At 63.3% G+C, this 17538-nt stretch carries 14 protein-coding genes; 4 read left to right on the top strand and 10 right to left on the bottom strand.

What is annotated here, in order from left to right; translation table 11 throughout:
* Positions 1 to 15: 15 nt before the first annotated feature.
* From rnc to NH396_RS07320, 5 genes are all read right to left on the bottom strand, one after another.
* A complete protein-coding gene (rnc, locus tag NH396_RS07340) occupies positions 16 to 708 on the bottom strand; it encodes a ribonuclease III (protein ID WP_176676451.1) in 693 nt (230 codons plus the stop codon).
* Between the two features lie 340 nt (positions 709 to 1048).
* Positions 1049 to 1852, bottom strand: a complete 804-nt coding sequence (lepB, locus tag NH396_RS07335; RefSeq protein WP_253062596.1) for a signal peptidase I — start codon at positions 1850 to 1852, stop codon at positions 1049 to 1051.
* 55 nt (positions 1853 to 1907) lie between these two features.
* Positions 1908 to 3728, bottom strand: coding sequence for a translation elongation factor 4 (gene lepA / locus NH396_RS07330; RefSeq protein WP_176676449.1), 1821 nt, complete (start codon positions 3726 to 3728; stop codon positions 1908 to 1910).
* Between the two features lie 324 nt (positions 3729 to 4052).
* Positions 4053 to 5468: a DegQ family serine endoprotease gene (locus NH396_RS07325; RefSeq protein ID WP_253062594.1), complete on the bottom strand. Its 1416-nt coding sequence runs from the start codon at positions 5466 to 5468 to the stop codon at positions 4053 to 4055.
* A 300-nt stretch (positions 5469 to 5768) separates the two neighbouring features.
* Entirely contained in the window at positions 5769 to 6239 is a 471-nt protein-coding gene (locus tag NH396_RS07320) for a SoxR reducing system RseC family protein (RefSeq protein ID WP_052384327.1), read from the bottom strand.
* Positions 6240 to 6366: 127 nt separating this feature from the next.
* Here NH396_RS07320 and NH396_RS07315 point away from each other — a divergent pair, with 127 nt between their 5' ends.
* Positions 6367 to 6612, top strand: coding sequence for a VF530 family protein (locus tag NH396_RS07315; RefSeq protein ID WP_043331871.1), 246 nt, complete (start codon positions 6367 to 6369; stop codon positions 6610 to 6612).
* Positions 6613 to 6798: 186 nt separating this feature from the next.
* Here the strand turns inward: NH396_RS07315 and NH396_RS07310 are convergent, their stop codons facing one another.
* Positions 6799 to 7536: a sigma-E factor negative regulatory protein gene (locus NH396_RS07310; protein WP_176676446.1), complete on the bottom strand. Its 738-nt coding sequence runs from the start codon at positions 7534 to 7536 to the stop codon at positions 6799 to 6801.
* A gap of 373 nt (positions 7537 to 7909) precedes the next feature.
* Positions 7910 to 8512, bottom strand: a complete 603-nt coding sequence (rpoE, locus tag NH396_RS07305; RefSeq protein ID WP_175088179.1) for an RNA polymerase sigma factor RpoE — start codon at positions 8510 to 8512, stop codon at positions 7910 to 7912.
* Between the two features lie 534 nt (positions 8513 to 9046).
* On the opposite strand from rpoE, the gene NH396_RS07300 reads away from it, so the two are divergent.
* Positions 9047 to 10135, top strand: coding sequence for a 3-deoxy-7-phosphoheptulonate synthase (locus NH396_RS07300; RefSeq protein WP_043331875.1), 1089 nt, complete (start codon positions 9047 to 9049; stop codon positions 10133 to 10135).
* A gap of 169 nt (positions 10136 to 10304) precedes the next feature.
* Here NH396_RS07300 and dinG read toward each other — a convergent pair whose 3' ends face one another.
* The gene (dinG, locus tag NH396_RS07295) at positions 10305 to 12443 is read right to left on the bottom strand and encodes an ATP-dependent DNA helicase DinG (RefSeq protein ID WP_253062592.1); all 2139 of its coding nucleotides are present in this window, start codon (positions 12441 to 12443) and stop codon (positions 10305 to 10307) included.
* A 230-nt stretch (positions 12444 to 12673) separates the two neighbouring features.
* Entirely contained in the window at positions 12674 to 13978 is a 1305-nt protein-coding gene (locus tag NH396_RS07290) for a DEAD/DEAH box helicase (protein WP_253062590.1), read from the bottom strand.
* A 987-nt stretch (positions 13979 to 14965) separates the two neighbouring features.
* Between NH396_RS07290 and NH396_RS07285 the strand changes: the two genes are divergently transcribed.
* Both NH396_RS07285 and xthA read left to right on the top strand, forming a co-directional pair.
* Positions 14966 to 15232: a hypothetical protein gene (locus tag NH396_RS07285; protein WP_253062588.1), complete on the top strand. Its 267-nt coding sequence runs from the start codon at positions 14966 to 14968 to the stop codon at positions 15230 to 15232.
* The gene (xthA, locus tag NH396_RS07280; RefSeq protein WP_253062585.1) at positions 15232 to 16044 is read left to right on the top strand and encodes an exodeoxyribonuclease III; all 813 of its coding nucleotides are present in this window, start codon (positions 15232 to 15234) and stop codon (positions 16042 to 16044) included. The genes NH396_RS07285 and xthA overlap by 1 nt, the downstream gene beginning before the upstream one ends.
* A 137-nt stretch (positions 16045 to 16181) precedes the next feature.
* On the opposite strand, the gene NH396_RS07275 is transcribed toward xthA, so the two are convergent.
* A complete protein-coding gene (locus NH396_RS07275; RefSeq protein ID WP_253062583.1) occupies positions 16182 to 17477 on the bottom strand; it encodes a hypothetical protein in 1296 nt (431 codons plus the stop codon).
* Between the last annotated feature and the right edge of the window lie 61 nt (positions 17478 to 17538).

Below are 17538 nucleotides of genomic sequence, written 5' to 3'. Positions count from 1 at the left end.
CTTCTGGGGTATGGCTCATGAGCGGCCTCCGCGGGCAGGTTCGAGCAGTTGCAGCGCGAACTCGGCCGCCTGCTGTTCTGCATGACGACGGCTGGAGCCGACGCCTGTGGTCTTGGTGTCGAGCATCTCGACGTGGCAATCGACGCTGAAGGTCTGCGAATGCGCTTCGCCCTCGACGCTGGTCACCTCATAACGCGGCAGTGCCGCCTGACGCGATTGCAGGAATTCCTGCAGACGCGTCTTGGGGTCTTTCTGGGTGTCCTGAAGATTCAGCGCTTCAAGACGGGTGGCGTACCAGCGCAGCACGTGTTCACGTGCCGCCTGCATGCCGGCGTCCAGATAGATCGCACCGATCACGGCTTCCACGGCATCGGCCAGAATGGACTCGCGACGGTGACCGCCGCTTTTCATCTCGCCGGAGCCCAGACGCAGGTTCTCGCCGAGATTGAATTCACGCGCCAGCTCCGCGAGAGTCTGGCCCTTGACCAGACGCGCACGCAGGCGTGACAGCTGGCCTTCACGGGCCTGGGGGAAGCGCAGGAACAGCGCTTCGGCGATCACGAAGTTGACGATGGAATCGCCAAGGAATTCGAGACGCTCATTGTTCTGGCCACCATAGCTTCGATGGGTCAGAGCCAGTTCCAGCAGGCTCGTATCCTCGAAGGTGTGGCCGATACGCTTTACAAAGGCATTCAGCGGGCTACTCACAGGTCTCCCTACTCTCTTTTTGTCGCTGACGCCCGCAGGCGTCCTGTCGAATGGTGCATCAGTCATGCTGGCTGATGCCTGTCGTCTTCGACATGTCTCGCGATGCCCGAAGCCTACGCGGCTTGAGGAGTTGCCGATTGCCACCATCCCAATCCGATATTCGTCAGCCGCGCTGCCCGCAGGCTTGTGGCCACGGGTCCGACATGATGAACAGCAGGTTGACATGGCAGGCACGACGCATCGTCCCATGTCGAAAATCCGCACTGATGAGGCCGGCGGGCCAATGTGGCCCTGCCAGACACGACCGGGCCGCCTCTCGGCGGCCCGGTCAATGCACTGATCAATGAATCAGGCGTACCGAGGAAAAGTCCGGGAACCCTTCTTTCCAGTGCATCCACACCGCCACCGCCTTGCCGACGATGTTCTCTTCCGGCACGAAGCCCCAGTAGCGGCTGTCGTTGGAGTGATCACGATTGTCACCCATCACGAAGTACATGCCTTCCGGCACTCGGAGCTCGCGCATCTGCGGGCCGGGGTCCTGAGGGTTATTGTAGATTTGATGCGCGTGTTTCCCCAGTGTCTCATCCAGCAGATCTTCACCGGACTGCTCACTGGAGTTGCGCGCATTCAATGTCTTGTCGATGGCCTCACCATTCACGTAGAGCTGCTTGCCTTCGTAGCGAATGGTGTCGCCCGGCAGACCGACGACGCGCTTGATGAAGTTGGTGGACGGATCTTCCGGGAAACGGAACACCATCACATCGCCACGCTCCGGCTCGCCGACTTCCAGCACCTTGGTGTCGACCACCGGCAGGCGCAGGCCATAGTCATACTTGTTGACCAGAATGAAGTCGCCGATCTTGAGCGTCGGCAGCATCGAGCCGGACGGGATCTGGAACGGCTCGAACGCGAAGGAGCGCACCACCAGCACCAGCAGCAGTACCGGGAAGAAGGACTTGGCATAGTCCACCGGCCACGGATCACGCGCCAGATTCTCACGCGTGCCAGCGTCCAGTTCTCCTTCAACGGAGGCCTCGGCCTTGGCCACACGCGCCTTGCGCGCACTGCGCAGGGCAACCAGGTCTATCAACCACACCATGCCGGCTACCGCTACGGCAATCACCAATACTAGCGAGAAATCCATCGTTGTCCCTGTCTGCCCTGGGTCTTGGTGGCAAGCCGCCAGACGGCGGCCTGCCTCAGTCGTTCATCTTGAGCACGGCAAGGAAGGCGTCCTGGGGGATTTCCACCCGGCCGACCTGCTTCATGCGCTTCTTGCCCGCTTTCTGCTTCTCGAGCAGTTTCTTCTTGCGGCTGACGTCGCCGCCGTAACATTTGGCGGTCACGTTCTTGCGCAGCGCCTTGACGGTGGAGCGTGCCACGACCTGACCACCGACGGCAGCCTGGATCGCCACATCGAACATCTGACGCGGAATCAGCTCTTTCATCTTCTCGACCAGCAGACGGCCGCGGCCATGTGCATGATCACGGTGGATGATCGCCGCCAGTGCATCGACGCGATCACCGTTGATCAGTACGTCGAGACGCACCAGCTTGGCCGCCTCGAAGCGCTCGAAGCTGTAATCCAGTGACGCATAGCCCTTGGAAATGGACTTGAGACGATCGAAGAAGTCCATCACCACTTCCGCCATCGGCAGTTCATAGATCAGCTGGATCTGGCTGCCCAGGAACTGCATGTCGAGCTGAACACCACGACGATTGACGCACTCGGTGATGACGTTGCCGACATATTCCTGCGGCACGAGGATGGTAGCGCGGCAGATCGGCTCGCGCAGCTCATCGACGTTGGCCATGTCCGGAAGCTTGGACGGGTTGGACACCGGCAGCACATCGCCGTTGTCCATCAGCACCTCATAGATCACCGTCGGTGCGGTAGTCAGCAGATCGAGATTGTACTCACGCTCCAGGCGCTCCTGGATGATCTCCATGTGCAGGGTGCCGAGGAAGCCGACACGGAAACCGAAGCCCAGCGCGTCGGAGTTCTCCGGCTCGTAGTCCAGCGAGGCATCGTTGAGCGCCAGCTTCTGCAGCGCGTCACGGAAGTCCTCGTAGTCATCGGAGCTGATCGGGAACATGCCGGCATAGACCTGCGGCTTGACCTTCTGGAAGCCCGGCAGGCGCTCGACCTGATCAGCGGTCTTGGTGTGCACGATGGTGTCACCCACCGGCGCTCCCATGATGTCCTTGATACCGGCGACGATGAAGCCCACTTCACCGGCACGCAGCACGCCGGTTTCCTTGCGCTTGGGCGTGAAGATACCGATGGCGCCGGTTTCCCAGTCGCGTCCGGTGGACTTCAGACGAATCTTCTCGCCCTTCTTCAGGGTGCCATCGAAGATACGCACCAACGAGACGACGCCGAGGTAGTTGTCGAACCAGGAATCGATGATCAGCGCCTGCAGCGGTGCTTCCGGATCGCCCTTGGGCGGCGGAATGTCACGCACCAGACGCTCGAGCAGCACTTCCATGCCCATGCCGGACTTGGCCGACACCTGGCAGGCATCCGTCGCGTCCAGACCGATGATCTCCTCGATCTCCTGGGAGACCTTGTCCGGGTCCGCCTGCGGCAGATCCATCTTGTTGAGGACCGGCAGCACCTCGAGGCCCTGCTCGATGGCGGTGTAGCAGTTGGCCACCGACTGGGCTTCGACACCCTGGCCGGCATCGACCACCAGCAACGCCCCTTCACAGGCATACAGCGAGCGCGAGACTTCATAGGAGAAGTCGACGTGTCCCGGTGTATCGATGAAGTTCAGCTGATAGGTATTGCCATCGTCAGCGTGGTAGTCGAGGGTCACCGACTGCGCCTTGATGGTGATGCCGCGCTCACGCTCGATGTCCATCGAGTCAAGCACCTGCTCCTTGAGCTCACGGTCGCTCAAGCCTTCGCACAGCTGGATGATGCGGTCAGCCAGCGTGGACTTGCCGTGGTCGATATGGGCGATGATTGAGAAGTTGCGAATATGCTTCAAGGACGGCGGCGTTACGCGTTCGGTCATGGATCACTGCTCTGTATTTGTGCCCGTCTCCGTGAAAATCACACGGCCAACACGGGAGACGACGGAAATCGGATTGCACGCATTGTACAGTCCGACTTGCAGCGATGATAGAAGGCGTTGCCTTTTGCGCCCGTCCGGGCCCTGTCACGCCCCGCCTGAACTCGGATGAGCCGCAGGGCCGCTCGGTAGCAGACGGGGCGCACAGTCGCCCGTGCGCCCCGTCTGCTACCGGAATGACCGCCGTCCTGCTGGTGGCGGTCACCTTCTGTTGCCTGCGCGCTCGTCAATCCAGTCCTCGTCACTATTTCTCAGGCGCTGGCTGGATCACTTGTCGCTGTCGGCACGCATGCGCAGTGCGATGTACAGCGGGCGACCGTTGCGCACCAGGCGCAGCGAGACCGGACGGTTGGTCGGCAGCTTGGCGACCACATCGCGCAGCGCCTGCACGCTGGTCAACGGCTGCTGATTGAGTTCCACCAGCACATCGCCAGCGCTGATGCCTGCCTCGGCAGCCACGCCCTGCGGGTCGACTTCCATCACGCGCACCCCGTGATCGAGATTGAGCTCGTTCAGGCTAGCCTTGTCGAGCTCTGCCACCGCAACACCCAGCCCCTGCTTGTCATCACTGGCCTTGCCGGCATGCGCCTGCTCACTGCCCGGCCAATGGCCGACCTTGGCAGTCAACGTCTGACTCTTGCCATCGCGCAGGATGGAGAGCTTGAGCGAATCGCCCGGCGAGCTGGCACCGACCATGCGTGGCAGGTAAGCCGAACTCTCGACCGCCTTGCCATCGACGTCGGTGATGATGTCACCACTCTTGAGGCCAGCGGCGGCGGCAGGGCCATCCGGATCAAGATCGGCGATCAGCGCACCACGCGCACGGTCGAGCCCGAAGGATTCGGCCAGATCCTTGGAGACCGGCTGAATGACGACGCCCAGCCAGCCGCGGTCCACGCGCCCATCGGTCTTGAGCTTGTCGGCGACATCCATCGCCACATTGATCGGGATCGCGAAGCTCACGCCCATGAAGCCGCCGGAGCGGGTATAGATCTGGGAATTGATGCCCACCACATCGCCATCGAGATCGAACAGCGGCCCACCGGAGTTGCCCGGATTGATCGCCACATCCGTCTGGATGAACGGCACATAGGCGTCCGACGGCAGGGTACGATCGATGGCGCTGACGATGCCGGCGGTGACGGAATGGTCGAAGCCGAACGGTGAGCCGATCGCGGCCACCCATTCGCCGACTTCCAGCGCATCACTGTCGCCCATCGGCAAGGTCGGCAGGTCTTCCGCCTTGACCTTGAGCAGCGCGATATCGGTCTTCTTGTCCTCACCGACCACCTGCGCCTTGAGTTCGCGACGGTCATTGAGGCGCACCATCACCTCATCGGCACCGTCGATGACATGGGCATTGGTCATGATGTAGCCATCATCGGAGATGATGAAGCCAGACCCGAGGCTGGACCGCTTCTCGATACCCCCACGACCCGGGCCGGGCAGCTGATCACCGAAGAAGCGCTTGAAGAATTCGGGCATCTCTTCGCCATTGGGCCCTCGGAACACCGGCCCCGAGCTGCGCTGGATCTCGGTGGTGGTCGCGATATTGACCACCGCGGGTGCCGAGTCCTTGACCAGCTGGGTGAAGTCGGGCAATTCACGAGCCTGGACCAGCTGGGAGCCCATCAGGGCAGCCATGGCCAAGGCAGGTACCATCAGGCGGGAAAGGGATTTCATCAGTGCGGCTCCTGGTACGTCCTGTCATCACTTGTTATCAGGCGTGCAATCACGCAACTACTGACGATGGCAGCGTCACATCGCTGGCGGCGTCCTTCTCATTGACGTCGAAGCGTCGTTGAAGTTCAGCGATTGGTGCCGCGCTGGACGCAACCATGCGTCGCCAACATCCGACAGGTGCCGATGCCAGCCCGATGCAGACTGACGACGCCACCTGCTGACTACGCAAGTCATTCCCCTATCTACCGGGAGAGTCGACTACCGCTATCACTTGAGCACGTCATCACTTGAGCACGACGACTACAGCGCCTTGATCGCCATCGCATCCATGCCGAGACGACGCATCAAGCGCGGTCGATAGAGCGCCTGGCGCTCAGGGCGCGCGGCATGCCAGCGCACGGCCATCAGGCCCGCCGCCAACGAGAGCGCGAAGCCCAACGGCACCGCCAGGGTGCCGGCGCCCGCCAGCTGCTCGGCAACGATGCCCCCCAGCATGCCGCTGACCAGCGGCAGGCCATACAGCAGGCCCGCACTGCGCAGAAACGCCGACTCATCGATGCCGATCACCACCCGCTCGCCTACCATCGGCAAGTCCTCGCCTGCCGGCACATGGATCAGCACGCGATGCGGCTTGCGACGGGAAAACTGGCTCAACAGGCCGCTGCCACAGCTACTGCGTGCATTGCAGGCACCACAGGTGGAGCGACGCTGGGTCTCGACCCAGACGCCTTCCTTGCCATGCCCCGTGACCTGCCCCTCTTCTTGCATCATCTTGCTGACTCCTGCAAAAACTCGCCGCGCACTGGCGACACATACGCGTAGAATAGCGTCATTCACGGCGGCACTTCACGCGCCTCAGGCCCGACAAGCGCCCACGATACCATCAACAGGAGCCCGCATGAGCGACGCACCCCCATCCACTTCCCGCCTGGACCCGCTGCACGGCGTCACGCTCAAGGCACTGCTGACCTGGCTGGTGGACCACTACGGCTTCGAGACCCTGGGCGAGCTGATTCCCATCAACTGCTTCCTCAGCGACCCGAGCATCAACTCGAGCCTCAAGTTCCTGCGCCGCACGCCCTGGGCACGCGCCAAGGTCGAGGCGCTCTACATCCAGACGGCAGATCGCTATCTGCATGACTGAGGCCGAGCGTGGTCACACCGGCAAGTGACGGCGCTGGCCGGACGCGACCAGCTCGTGTGGGCGCAACCAGGATATACAGACAAGAAAAGAGGGGCAGCCAATGGCTGCCCCTCTTTTCTTGTCCATCCCTGCTGCTTTCCTCTGGCTTGGCTACGACGCCAACGCAAGCCGGTCACCCAGCGAACGTTACTGGGCAACATCCTGCAGGCTGATCCACTCGCTGCGCTCCGGCACCGGGCCACGCGAAGAATGCTGGCTCAAGTAGGCCTCGAGCAGACGGCGCTGGGCGAGATCCGCCGCGGCGACATTGCTGGACGACATGCCGGAATCGTAGCTGCCATTCTGCGGCGCCATGAACATCGGGCGCGAGCTGGAGGGCGTCACGCCGACCTGCATCAAGCCGCTGTTGGTGCCGGGCTGTACCCACTGAGACGCCTCGGCATTCACCGACGGCTGGCTGACCTGACGTACGGTACCACCCTGGATGGCTGAACCGCCCTGATTGGCGGAAGAACCACTGGCAAGCTCTGCACCGCTGTTCACGCCGCCGGGCACCCCATTGTCACCGCCATTGAAGACCTGCACGCCGGTGATCACCATCACCGCCACGCCTGCCGCGATGGCCGCGGAGCCGGCAAAGGAGAACAGGCTGCGACGCTCGGCCGCGGGCGGTGCGCTCGCGGGAGCCTCGCGGGAGATCAGCTCGACCTCGGCGCTGACCGCCGATGCGATATCCAGAGTGAAGGTGCTTTCCCGCTCACGATGCATGGCGCTGCGCGCCAGGTGATAGCGGCGCCAGGTGTCTGCAGCCTCAGGAGACTCATCGAGCCCCTTGAGGACACGACGCAGATCCAGCTCGTCCCCCTCCGCATCCATCAGCGCGGACAGCGACTCCTTCACGGATTCGGTGGTCTTCAGATTCATGCGTAAATACCCTCACACTCGTCAGATTGAACGACGACTTCAATCTGCTCTCCTGGCAACAAATGGCGTCATTCACCATGGCGGCTGATGGCCCGAGCAGACCAACGGCAGACAGCGTTACTGCGCCGTGGAAGAGGGGGTTTCGTGCCCTGCCCCTCGCCACTCGCCACTCGCCTTCCAGCGCTCATGCACGCAGTCGCTGAGCTACATGACTACTGAACAGTAAGAACACGCGCTGCACGGATTGTTCCGCCATTCATTCAGAAAACATTCACTTTAGCTGCAAGATTTCGCCAAGCCACTGAGTTGATTGGATTTAATCAACAAGATTTTTGTGGCTCTTCTCTCACAGGGGCGACGCAGAACAGCGACGTCACTCGACGGCAGACGCCGCCGAGGCGGGACTGACCAGCCCCTGAATCGCCTTGTCGACCGCTTCACGTGCGCGGAAGATACGCGAACGTACCGTGCCCACCGGGCACTGCATCACTTCGGCGATATCCTCATAGGACAGACCATCGAACTCGCGCAGCGTGATGGCAGTGCGCAGATCTTCGGGCAGCTTCTCGATGGCCTCGAACACGACCCTCTCCAGCTCATCACGCGCCATGGCGGCTTCCGGCGTCTCGATGTCCGACAGGCGACCGGATTGATCAACCACCTCGGCATCGCCGACATCCATGTCGGTGCCGGGCGGACGACGGCCACGCGAGACCAGATGATTCTTGGCCGTATTGATGGCGATCCGGTACATCCAGGTGTAGAAGGCGCTCTCGGCCCGGAAATTGGGCAACGCACGATAGGCCTTGATGAAGGCTTCCTGGGCGACATCCTGAACTTCTGAATGATCGTGTACGTAACGGCTGATCAGGCCGAGAATCTTGTGCTGATATTTCCTGACCAGCAGATCGAAGGCGCGGTTATCCCCTTTCTGGGCGCGCTCGACCAACTGCTGGTCCGTTTCATTGACACTCATTCACTCGCTCCCTCCGCGGGAGTGGAGGCACCGCTTGCGGACTCCACATCAGGAATCCCCGGGGCATCAGCACCTGACAGGAATTGCGACTCGCGCATGCGTTATCCGGCCCCTTTGATATTCGTTGTGATGGATGCGATGCCTGGCGCGGGGCGAATAAAGCGCCCGGCGGCCCGCTGACGCGACCAAAATCAACGCACAGTGTTCCTGTTTATCATTTGTACGGCAAGACGCCATGCCGTCAAAGCCTCAGGTTTTGCGTGTTCACTCCCGTCATGACAGCGTTTGGCGACGCTGACACGTCAAAGCGTAACGCTTTCTTTACGATTTACGCTTATCTTGATTCATACGAGCCTCAAGTCAGCGCCAGTCAACTTGACAGTTGATTAAATTTGACCCAATGACGCTGACAAGCCGGCATGCAGCAGATACCATGGGCATCATTCAGTACGCACAACACGGATGGCGGGCGCAAAGACGCTCGTCTGACTCTGCCAGCCGCCATGCAGACCGCACACCGCTCAGGACACTGTCATGTCAGAACAACACGTCAACAACCTCAACGTCCTGTCCCAGGACGTGCTGATCACCCCCGAAGCGCTCAAGCAGGACATCCCGCTGACCGCCAAGGCCGAAGAGACCGTCATCGAAGGCCGCCGCACCATCCAGCGCATTCTGGACGGTGAAGACCCGCGCCTGCTGGTCGTGGTCGGCCCCTGCTCCATCCATGACCTGGACGCCGCCCGTGATTACGCGCGCCGCCTGAAGGTGCTGGCCGAAGAAGTGAAGGACAGCCTCTATATCGTGATGCGCGTCTACTTCGAGAAGCCGCGCACCACCGTCGGCTGGAAAGGCCTGATCAACGACCCGCACCTCAATGACACCTTCGAGATCGAGGAAGGCCTGCACATCGCGCGCGGCCTGCTGGTCGAACTGGCCGAGATGGGGCTGCCGCTGGCCACCGAAGCCCTCGACCCGATCTCCCCGCAGTACCTGCAGGACTGCATCAGCTGGTCCGCCATCGGTGCACGTACCACCGAATCCCAGACCCACCGCGAGATGGCCTCCGGCCTGTCGTGCCCGGTCGGCTTCAAGAACGGCACCGACGGCTCGCTGGATGTCGCCGTCAACGCCCTGCAGTCCGTGTCCCACGGCCATAACTTCCTGGGCATCAACCAGGCAGGCCAGGTCGCGATCATCCGCACGCGCGGCAACGCCTACGGTCACGTCGTGCTGCGTGGCGGCAACGGCAAGCCGAACTACGACAGCGTCAGCGTCGCGCTGGCCGAGCAGGAACTGGCCAAGGCCGGCGTCACCGCCAACCTGATGGTCGACTGTTCCCACGCCAACTCCAACAAGGACCCGGGCCTGCAGCCGCTGGTACTGGAGAACGTCACCCAGCAGATCCTCGAGGGCAATCGCTCCATCATGGGCCTGATGGTCGAGTCGCACATCAACTGGGGCGCGCAGAAGATCAATGCCGACCGCAGCAAGATGGAATACGGCGTTTCCATCACCGATGCCTGCATCGACTGGGCCACCACCGAAGACACCTTCAAGACCATGGACGCCAAGCTCAAGGACGCGCTGCGCGCTCGCCTCGAGCAGCCTGCCGAAGCCTGAGCCAGAAACCTGAGACCACTGGCTTCAGGCCGGCAACATTGGGTATCTCGTCCTGAAAAAGCCCCGCCGATTGGCGGGGCTTTTTTGTGGCCGCTGGGTCGGCAGCTGACGGGCCAGCTCTGACCGTCCAGCCCTGAACCATCAGTCCTGATCCATCAGTTCTGGCCCATCAGTTCTGACGCACGCCATCGATCTCGCGCACGAAGGGCGGCAAGGCCTCGATCAGCTGCTGGCCATAACGCTTGGTCAGGATGCGTCGATCCAGAATCGTGATACGCCCTTCATCGGCTTCCTTGCGGATCAGGCGCCCGCAGGCCTGCACCAGCTTGATGGAGACATCCGGCACCGCGATACGCATGAACGGGTTGCCGCCCCGCGACTCGATCCACTCCGCCAGCGTCGCACCGACCGGGTCATCCGGCACCGCGAACGGCAGCCGCGTGATCACCACGTGGGTCAGATACTTGCCGGGCAGGTCGATGCCCTCGGCGAAGCTCGCCAGCCCGAAGATGATGCTGCCGCGCCCGCCATCCACCGCCTTGCGGTGCTGACTGAGCAGCTCATGCTTGGGCAGACGACTCTGCGCCAGCACCCGCTTGCGGGTCTCGCCATCCAGCGCCTTGTTGACCGCCGCCAGCTGCTTGCGCGAGCTGAACAGCACCAGCACCGCCTCGCGCACATCCAGCGCATTGACGAAGTCGACGATCGCCTGCTCATGCGGGCCGGGCGGCGACGGCTCCACCGCCTCGCGCGGGATGGCCAGCACCGCCTTGCCATAGTCGAACGGGCTGGGCAGACGCTGATAGCGATAGCGATTGGCCAGGCCTGCGCGCTCCTGCAGGCGCTCGAAGCGATTGAGCGCCGTCAGGGTCGCCGACGTCAGCACCGCGCCGAAACAGGCGCCCCACAGATGGCGCGCCAGCGTTTCCGCGGCCGACACCGGACTTGCCGAAACGGTCATTTCCGGCTCGCCATTGAAGCGCTCGAAAGTCAGCCAGCGCGCATGCGGCGGCCCATCGGCAGGGTCATTCAGGCCGATGGCCTCCCACAGCGCATGAGCCTCCAGGGCGCGCCCATGCAGCAAGGCGACTAGTGGCAGCCAGTCCTCGGCATTCTCCTTGGGCAGACCGGTGGCCTTCTCCGGGTCCAGGCTCTCACGCAGGATATCGGCGATCTGCTCCAGCGCTCGCGACAGCTCGGCGAAGCCCTTGAGCAGGTTGTGGCCCAGCTCCTTAAGCGCCTCCGGCGCCTGACCACGCTCGAAGCGATGGTTGGTGACGTCCTCGCCGGCCCCACTGGGCAGATCCGCCAGCTGGTGGCCCAGCCCGAACACCTCGCCCAGACGCGGTTCGATATCCGCCAGCAACTCCGGCATGCGCGCCAGCAGGCGGCCGATGGTCGGCTGACTGCCCAGCGCCGCATTCAGCTCGGTGAGCGACTTCTTGAGATTGCCCAGCCAGCGCAGCGTTTGATTGATCGGCGTGCGGTGGTGGAAGTGATCCAGCGCCTTGTCGGGCAGATGGTGCGCCTCGTCGAAGACGTAGATGCAGTCGCTGGGCGATGGCAATACCAGGCCGCCGCCCAGCGAGAGGTCCGCCAGCACCAGGTCATGGTTGGCGACGATGATGTCGGCCTGCTCCAGCTGACGACGCGCACGGAAGAAGGCACACGCCGAGAAGTGGCTGCAGCGGCGATTGGTACACTGACGATGGTCGGTGGTCAGACGCGCCCAGTCGCGGTCCTCGATCTGCAGTGGCCAGCTGTCGCGATCCCCCGCCCACTCGCCGCTGGCATAGTCCTCGGCCATCTTGCCGGCCAGCTCCACGAAGCCGCCGCCGTCGCTGGCGATCATGTCGCGCTCGAACAGCGCCATGGTCGGGTTGTCCTCGACCCCTTCCAGCGCCTGGTCGAGCTTCTGCACGCACAGGTAACGGCGACGGCCCTTGGCCAGCGCATAGTCGAAGCTCAGCCCCGAATGCTTCTTGAGCGCCGGCAGGTCTTGATGCATGACCTGTTCCTGCAGCGCGATGGTCGCGGTCGAGACCACCAGCCGCTTGCCGCGCGCCTTGGCCACCGGCAGCGCGGAGAGCAGATAGGCCAGCGTCTTGCCGGTACCGGTACCGGCCTCCAGCACGCAGACATGCTCGTTGCCGAGGCGATAGCCTTCCGGATTCTGCTCGATGTTGCCCAGGGTGCGCGCGATCTCGGCGATCATCAGCCGCTGCCCATAGCGCGGCGTCAGCTCAAGACCCTCGAGCAACTTGCGATAGGCACCCTGAATCTCGCCCTTGAGGCTATCTTCCAGCATTGCGTGTCTCTCTCCTCAACTGGCCATCCACCCCTACCCCACGACAGCCGGTTACGGTCAACAACAATTGGCGACTGGCGACTGGCCACTCGTCGTCAAACCAGCGGGTCATGGAGCGCAAGACGGCGAACAGCCTGAGCTGTCCGCCGTCTTTGCGTGCTACTGCCATCTACCTTAACTGCCCTGCGCGGCCGGCCACCTTTCTTTGGCTGGTCGGAGGCAAGCAGGCGTTACAACAGGCCCTGGGGCGGCTGCTGACGCGGCAGCGTTTCCTGCAGGTAGTCCTCGATCTCCGGCAGTGAGAAGACATCTTCCTCACCGACGAAGCTGATCAAGGTCACATCGCTGAAGCTTGCACGGTGGACGTAGTCTTCCGGCACTTCCGGCAGCGTGAAGTTGATCGCATGGGTCGCGTCTTCGAGTGCGAAGCCGCGCCCGGCGACATCGCTGACCACCAGCACCTTGAGCTTGCCGTTGCGGAAGGCCTCATGGGCTTCCAGGCGCTCGGTCTGGGTCTCGGCGCCGGACATCACCGCCGACTCGATACCGGCTTCCTTGAGCGCGGCGTTGATCTTGCGCACCAGCCCACGGCTATTGCCGAAGACCACGGAGCGCTCCATCTCGCCCTGCTTCACCAGATTGATCAACAGACGCAGCTTGTCATCATCGCTCACGGTGTAGCTCTTCACGGCGTCGTTGTCCGCCGCGATGGCAGCCGTCGCTTCGTGCTCGACCGCGACCTGAGTTGCCTCATGCGTCCACTGCTCGGCCAGCCCCAGCACGTCGGAAGACAGTTCGGCGGAGAACAGCAGCGTCTGGCGCTCTTCGGGACGTGGCGTGGCGCGGATGATGCGCTTGACGTCAGGAATGAAGCCCATCGACAGCATACGGTCCGCTTCGTCGACCACCAGCACCTCGGTCTCGGAGAGATCGACATCGCGCTTGGTGTGGAAATCGAGCAGGCGGCCTGGCGTGGCGACCAGCAGGTCGACCTTGCGCTCGAGGCGTTCACGCTGCTTCTGGTAGTCCATGCCACCCACCACGCAGGCCACCGAGATGCGCGCGAATTCGGAGAACGCCTTGGCGTCCTTCTCGATCTGCAGCGCAAGCTCACGGGTCGGCGCGATGATGACGGCACGCGGTGCACTCGGCTTCTGGCCTTCCGGCGCTTTCTCTTCCAGGAAGTAGGCCAGGGTGGCGATCAGGAAGGCGGCGGTCTTGCCGCTGCCGGTCTGGGCACGACCGACCACGTCACCACCCAGCAGCGCCTTCTCGAAGGTCTGGGCCTGGATCGGGGTGCAGTATTCAAAGCCGGCCTTCTGGATGGCACGCATCAGCGGCAGCGGCAGATCGAAATCATGGAAGCGCCACTGGCCGGCGACCGGCGCGACCGGGAACTGATCGAGGTTCCACTTGGACTGGGAGCGACGCGGCTTGCGACGACGACGCTTGGGCTTTCTCGGCTTCTGGTTCGGGTCCTGCGGCTCTTGCTGAGTCTGCTCAGCGGCTGGCTGGGTCTGATCCGTCTCGCTCATGTAATCCGTTCTTTTCAAGGGTTCATATGCGACAGGCGCGGGGCGTTCTCGGAATCTCGCCGTGACAGGCCACACCCGGCTGGTTCGTCATGCCCAGTCGTCTCACCTGGTTCGCCTGACTCGCGCCTGATGCGCGGTAGTCTCGGGCTGCATGCGCCTTTACCGGATTGGGAGCCATTCCCTGCCCTTGTGCGGCAACACCCCCTGGGTGTGCGTCTCCGGGGCCACGCAGGCCTCGGGTGCAGAAGGACACGAATGCTCTCACCTGTGCTTGACGGATTCACGCATCCAGCGCTCCCTTGCCCGAATGTTCGGCAAGGGACTGGAGCGGACGTCTGCCATGAGGGTCTGCTCACGTGGCACCGGTCATGTCATCGCCGGGCTCACGCAACGGACAGGCTCATGGGTCGCCACAAGAACGGCCGATACTGCGTGTCGGTCGAAAGGGCTTCTTCTTCGGGCGAGGGACAGGCTGCAGGGCAACCTTCTCCTCGCCAGCTGACAGTGCGCCGCCGCTCATCGTCGTGGATCGGGCAGCGCCCCTGTCGGGGTCATTCAGGTAACACTCACATATTACTTGTCGCTGGCACGGGCAATGGCAGCAAGACTGGCGCGTCCGGCAAGCCATTGTCTCTGACATGCGTGAGGGGAAGCGTGCCCAGAGGGGCAGGCGACTCGCCATCGTGCGTGAGACGCAAGGCGCCGGTTCAAGCGACCCGTCACGCACCTCACCTGCGGGCAGCGACGATAACGCCGACATATTGTACCAGCCCGCCGGCGTCTTCGCGCCCCTGCATCATGACGCACTCGGCGCAAGACATCCTCGCGCGCACGACACGCGATGCCTCTCACCACGACGCCCCTCATGGCACCCGCCCCATGCAGGCTGGTAGAATGCCCGACAACTGATGCGGTTGCCCGCGTGCCGCGGTCTTGCCGTGCGACTCGAGGCTGGCGACTGCCGACACCGAACAGGAAAGCCCGAAGATGACACGTAGAAAGAAGAGCCGCTCCATCGCCGACAAGGTGCAGATTCGTACCGGCCGCCGCAAGGACTTCAAGAAGTGGCGCGCCGAGAACCCGGACCAGGTGCATTCCGGCCCGCGTTACGTGGCCAAGAAGAAGGACCAGCGCAAGTCCCAGGCGGCCGCCAAGCTGGAGCGCATGAACGCCGCGCCGCTGTTGCCGCTGCACCCTGAGGCACCAGCAAAGGAAGACAACTCCTCCAAGGATGATGGTGGAGGCCAAGCGTGATGCGCCTGATTTCCTTCAACATCAACGGCATCCGTGCCCGCCCGCATCAGCTGGAAGCGCTGATCGAGACGCATCAGCCGGAAGTCATTGCCCTGCAGGAAACCAAGGTGCAGGACAGTGAATTCCCCCACGCGCACATCGAGGCGCTGGGCTATCACGTGGTGTGGCACGGCCAGAAGGGCCACTACGGCGTCGCGATGCTGACACGTCAGGTGCCGAAGAAGGTGCACTACGGCATGCCGGATGACGACGAGGATGCCCAGAAGCGCATGATCGGCGTCGAGATCGACGGCCCGAACGGCGAGCCGCTGATCGTCTACAACGGCTACTTCCCCCAGGGCGAGAATATCGAGCACCCGGTGAAGTTCCCCTACAAGACGCGCTTCTATCAGCAGCTGTTCCGCCTGCTGGAAGAAGACCACCAGCCCGAGCAGCATGTGGTGGTGATGGGCGACTACAACATCTCGGCTACCGACCGCGACATCGGCATCGGCGAGCCCAACCGCAAGCGCTGGCTGCGCGAAGGCAAGACCAGCTTCCAGCCCATCGAGCGCGAGTGGATGGTGCGCCTCTACGCCTGGGGGCTGACCGACAGCTTCCGCCACGTGCACCCGGAAGTCGATGATCAGTTCAGCTGGTTCGACTACCGCTCACGCGGCTTCGAGCGTGAGCCCAGGCGAGGCCTGCGCATCGACCTGATCATGACCAGCCCCGGCCTGACTCCGCTGATCAAGGATTCCGGTATCGACTACGCGCTGCGCGGCATGGAAAAGCCGTCGGATCACGCCCCGGTGTGGACCGATATCGGCTGATACGCTGAGCAGCACCAGCGCGAACACGATCGCCAGACACGCAAACGCCGCCTTTCCCGTCTCAGGACAATCAGGAAAGGCGGCGTTTGCGTTGCAGTGATGCTCAGACAGCGCTGGATCACCAGCGTCTCACGTCATCAGCGCTGCGCGACGGATTTCAACCAGGCATCGGCCCCTTCGGCGCCACGCGCCTGAGCCTTCTTGAAGGCTTCACGCGCAGGGTCGAACTGCTCCAGCTGACTGGCGACCACGCCGGAGAGCAGCCAATGACGCGCCGAGTCATCGCCACGCTCACCGGCCGCGGCCAGCGCCTGCTGCGCCGTTTCCCAGCGCCCCCAATCATAGGCAAGCTCGGCATACTGCCGGGCATCCTCGAGTGACTGACTCTGCTGCGAGACGACTGCCCATGCCTTGAGCGCATGCTCGACATCGCGCGCCGCCGTCCAGGCCTGCGCCAGCTGGCGACGCAGCGCCGAGGTATCGTCAAGCAGCGGCTGCCCCTCAGGTGTCGCGGATTTCGAGAGCCCCGCCTCGATCAGCTCCGCCGCCCGCGCCGGCGCACCGGCCGCCAACTGCAGGTCGATCCGCTGCTGGTAGGCGTCGCTGCCGCTGACGATCCCCGCCGCCCACGCCGCTTCCCAGGTACTGGCGGCGCGGGTGTTCTGGTTGAGGCGCTGATAGAGCGCCACGGCACGCTGCCAGTCCTGCGGGTCGCGTGACTCGCCCAATCCCTGCTCGACCAGCGCCACCGCCGCGCCATGGCGGCCGGTCTGCTGATAGACGCTGACGGCCAGTTTCAGGCGATCGCCGCTCGGCGCACTCGCCTTGCTGGCACGCTCAAGCCAGTCCTCGGCGCGCGCCCAGTCACCTCGATTGGCTTCCAGACTGACCGCCAGCCACAGGTCATCGGCACTTGCCGAGCCGCCGTGCAGATATTCCGCCAGGCGAGCGATACCGCTGTCGCGCTCACCGGCGCGCAGGCGCAGCATCGCTTCACGACGCAGCCACTCGCGAGCCTGGGAGGCATTGACGCCCGGCAGGCGACGCGCCTCGGCATACAGACGTGCCGCCTGGGCCTGATCGCCCTGGCGCGCTCGCGCACTGGCCGCCAATGACAGATACAGCGCACGCACTTCACCACGCTGGCGCTTGGCCTCACGCTCGGCGCGCTCACCGACCGCGTCATAATCGCCTTCATCCAGCCGTGACTGCAGCGTGCGCAACTGCCCCGCCACTTCGGCGGAAACGCGCGTCGCCGCATGGGCCGCACTGATGCCACCGACTTCCATCATCAGCATCAGGCAGGTCGAGACCAGCGTCACGCGGGTGAGTCGGCGCCCGCCGCGTGTCAGCAGCTGGCCCGCCCGCGCCATCAGGCCCCGTGATCGCTCAGCGCTGTCGGCGTCCTGCGGCGGTGTGGATTTCGCTACCATGAGTCTTTCCTCTTGCGTTCATCCGCTGCCATGACTCGGCGCATTGCCGACAAGTCCACGG

The sequence above is a fragment of the Cobetia sp. Dlab-2-AX genome, from assembly GCF_024124625.1.
Classification (GTDB): Bacteria; Pseudomonadota; Gammaproteobacteria; order Pseudomonadales; family Halomonadaceae; genus Cobetia.
This window is presented reverse-complemented; position numbering and strand designations above follow the sequence as displayed.

Coding starts and splice junctions, on each gene's coding strand:
- lepB (WP_253062596.1), bottom strand. CDS start 1,852: ATGGATTTCTCGCTAGTATTGGTGATTGCCGTAGCGGTAGCCGGCATG.
- lepA (WP_176676449.1), bottom strand. CDS start 3,728: ATGACCGAACGCGTAACGCCGCCGTCCTTGAAGCATATTCGCAACTTC.
- NH396_RS07325 (WP_253062594.1), bottom strand. CDS start 5,468: ATGAAATCCCTTTCCCGCCTGATGGTACCTGCCTTGGCCATGGCTGCC.
- NH396_RS07320 (WP_052384327.1), bottom strand. CDS start 6,239: ATGATGCAAGAAGAGGGGCAGGTCACGGGGCATGGCAAGGAAGGCGTC.
- NH396_RS07315 (WP_043331871.1), top strand. CDS start 6,367: ATGAGCGACGCACCCCCATCCACTTCCCGCCTGGACCCGCTGCACGGC.
- NH396_RS07310 (WP_176676446.1), bottom strand. CDS start 7,536: ATGAATCTGAAGACCACCGAATCCGTGAAGGAGTCGCTGTCCGCGCTG.
- rpoE (WP_175088179.1), bottom strand. CDS start 8,512: ATGAGTGTCAATGAAACGGACCAGCAGTTGGTCGAGCGCGCCCAGAAA.
- NH396_RS07300 (WP_043331875.1), top strand. CDS start 9,047: ATGTCAGAACAACACGTCAACAACCTCAACGTCCTGTCCCAGGACGTG.
- dinG (WP_253062592.1), bottom strand. CDS start 12,443: ATGCTGGAAGATAGCCTCAAGGGCGAGATTCAGGGTGCCTATCGCAAG.
- NH396_RS07290 (WP_253062590.1), bottom strand. CDS start 13,978: ATGAGCGAGACGGATCAGACCCAGCCAGCCGCTGAGCAGACTCAGCAA.
- NH396_RS07285 (WP_253062588.1), top strand. CDS start 14,966: ATGACACGTAGAAAGAAGAGCCGCTCCATCGCCGACAAGGTGCAGATT.
- xthA (WP_253062585.1), top strand. CDS start 15,232: ATGCGCCTGATTTCCTTCAACATCAACGGCATCCGTGCCCGCCCGCAT.
- NH396_RS07275 (WP_253062583.1), bottom strand. CDS start 17,477: ATGGTAGCGAAATCCACACCGCCGCAGGACGCCGACAGCGCTGAGCGA.